At 69.7% G+C, this 2757-nt stretch carries 3 protein-coding genes; 2 read left to right on the top strand and 1 reads right to left on the bottom strand.

Annotated elements, in window-relative coordinates:
* Window positions 1-218: GNAT family N-acetyltransferase (locus tag VR44_RS37955; protein ID WP_045952233.1), on the top strand; the 218-nt coding region annotated here is incomplete at its 5' end.
* A gap of 201 nt (window positions 219-419) precedes the next feature.
* Window positions 420-956 (top strand): RICIN domain-containing protein, encoded by a 537-nt coding sequence (locus VR44_RS37950; RefSeq protein WP_045952232.1) that lies wholly within the window; start codon window positions 420-422, stop codon window positions 954-956.
* A gap of 716 nt (window positions 957-1672) precedes the next feature.
* Here the strand turns inward: VR44_RS37950 and VR44_RS37945 are convergent.
* Window positions 1673-2593, bottom strand: a complete 921-nt coding sequence (locus tag VR44_RS37945) for a GntR family transcriptional regulator (RefSeq protein ID WP_045952231.1) — start codon at window positions 2591-2593, stop codon at window positions 1673-1675.
* Window positions 2594-2757: the final 164 nt, after the last annotated feature.

Below are 2757 nucleotides of genomic sequence, written 5' to 3'. Positions count from 1 at the left end.
GCCGCGGGGTGGGACAGGCCCTGGTCGAGGCCGCCTGCCTGGCCGCCCGTGCCCAGGGCGCCCGCCGGATCACGCTCCGCGTGCTCGGGCATAACCTCCCGGCGCGGCGGTTGTATGAGCGGTGCGGGTTCCAGGTCGAGGGCGTGCTGCCGGAGGAGTTCCTGTTGGACGGCGCTTACGTGGACGATGTTCTGATGGGCCTTCGGCTGGACGACTGACCTCTCCAGCACCGTCACCGGCCCCTTGGAGAATCTGGGTATGGCCCAGCGTCCCCCAGAGGCCGTCAAGGCCGGGCTCGGCTCAGAGGGCGACGCCTTCCACAGGGGTGCGTGCATCATGGGCCCGGCCCGGCCGGCCGGGCGGAGACTTCCCCCTATGATCAACTCGAAAATCGATGTTGATCACAGGGGGAAAACACTGTGCGCACCCGAATAGCCAAGATCGCCGCTGTCGCCGCTGCTCCGCTGCTCGCCATCACGCTCGGCGCCGGAACCGCCCACGCCGGATACGGCGCGGGAGAGATCCGGTTCAACGGCGGCTACTGCCTCGACGTCTCCGGCGGCAACTTCGTTTCCGGTCAGAAGGTCCAGATCTGGGGCTGCAACGGCACCTCCGCTCAGCAGTGGTGGCTGCGGACGAAGGACGCCACCCACTTCGAGATCCAGGCATCCCAGACCTACGACCCCCAGGGCCGCCTCCTGTGCGTGAACAACTGGGAGGGCGGCGACGTCACTGGCAACCACATGCGCCTCTACCCCTGCGACAGCGGCTCCGCAGGCGACACCCAGTTCAACTTCGTCTACGCGGGCAACGCCCGGCAGCTTCAGCCGCGCGTCGCCTCCACCAACTGCATCAACTCATGGGGCGGCCTCTCTCAGGGTGCTGAGGCGCGCCTGTACCCCTGCTCCCACAGCGTTGAAGAGGACATCGTCTCCTACCCGTCGATTACCAGCTAACCCCGCCACACCCACTACCTTTCAGGCTGCCCGCTCCCCTGCCCGCTCTCACAGGCGCGCCCAACGGCGGGACGCTGTTGGGTTCATTCGGGGTCGTGTCTGCCATGTCGCCCTGTCGAGCTGCTGCTCGGCGGGGCGCACATGTCGCGAAGTGGTTGGTGCGGGCTCGGGGTGAGGCGGGTATTGATGCGGGGCGATGCTCATCGCGAGCCGGAAGGACCTGGTGGGGAAGCGAAGCGGCCCGGCCCCAACAGGCCGAAGGCCCACACCCCGTGAAAAAGGGGGTCACCCAGGCCTACGCAGCGGGCCGTTCGGGTGGAGCGAAGCGGAGGCCCGAACCACGGGCCGACCGCCGGGCCGGACGGCCGGGTGTCTGCGGGCCAGCCAATTGGTCGTACCGTCTCCGGTCCCAGCCAGGCCGATAGGGCTCCTGCCGAGGGGCGAGGCGGTCCGGCTCGGGCAAGGGTGGCCCCTGTGCGGGGCGGGATCTCCTCACACCACCCCGCCTGCACGGGATGACGAATTGTCGTTGACGCTGCTTCTCACCGCCAACGGCTGGCGTCAGTCGGGGCAGGAGCTCGCCCGTCAGTCTCTGACGAACGTGCCGGGACGTCCTGCGCGGACGTAGTCCTTGTGGTCCTCATCGCCGACGTCCATGGCCTCGTGGACGATGAGGGCGATTCCCTCCGTGCTGGGGGGTCGGTTGGTCGTGGTGGTCAGTGCGGGGGTGTGGTGATGCGGGTGGCGAGTCCGTCGAGGAGGGTGGTGAGGCCGTGGTGGAGGAGGGATTCGGGGGAGAGGGCGGAGCCCGTTCTGGCGGCGGCGAACGCGGGGAAGGCCCCGCTGTCCACGAGTGCCGCGAGCCGTGTCTCCTGGGCGTGCATCCATTCCTGCCCGGTGACGCCGCTGGTGCGCGTCGCGTCGGTCTCGGGTTCGAGGTCGACGGCGTGGCCGCGGACGTACCCGAAGAGGGTGACGGCGGCATGCATCCGCGTATCCGCGTCCAGGCCCAGTCCGTCGAGGGCGGCGAGGGCCCAGTCGATGTGGCGGATGCCGTTGGGGATCAGCAGGGGCCGGCTGAGGTTCATGGCCCCGGCCAGCCAGGGGTGCGTCCGGTAGAGCCGCCATTGCAGGGCCGCCGAGAGTTCCAGCCGCTCGCGCCACCCCGCCGGCGGCCGCTCTGGCAACGCCTCCTCCCCGAAGGCGGCGTCGGCCATCAGCACCACCAACTGTTCCTTGTTGCTGACGTGCCGGTACAGGGACATCGCCGAGACCCCGAGCTCGGCGCCGAGCCGGCGCATGGTCAGGGCCGCGAGCCCCTCGGCGTCCGCGAGGGCGACCGCCGCGCGGATGATGCGGGTCCGCTGCGCGGTGTCGTCCTCGGCGGCGGGGCGCCGGCCCGGTCCGCCGGCCGCGGGCCGGGCCGCGACCACGGTCCCGACCCCTGGCACCGCTCGCACCAGGCCTTCCTGTCCGAGCAGGGCCAGGACCTTGCTCGCGGTGGCCATGGCGACCCCCCACCGCTGGGTGATGGCCCGCGTGGAGGGCACCCGGTCCCCGGGCAGCAGTTCCCCGCGCTCGATCCGCCCGCGCAGCTCGGCCGCGATCCGCGCGTACGGCGCCTGCACCGCTGTCATCCCACCCTCCCAGTGCACTAGTACGGACGAACCCTAGTGCACTAGCTTACTTTCCTCAACTCACCTGTTCTACAGCGCCTTTTCCGTCTGTACGTTGTACACACGACCCCGAGAGAGGACAGGGAAATGAACAAGACCCAGAACCAGACCGTACTGATCTCCGG

This window comes from Streptomyces katrae (assembly GCF_000966975.1).
Taxonomy (GTDB): Bacteria; Actinomycetota; Actinomycetes; order Streptomycetales; family Streptomycetaceae; genus Streptomyces; species Streptomyces katrae.
The sequence above is the reverse complement of the archived record's forward strand: the minus strand, read 5'-3'. Positions and strand labels throughout refer to the sequence as shown.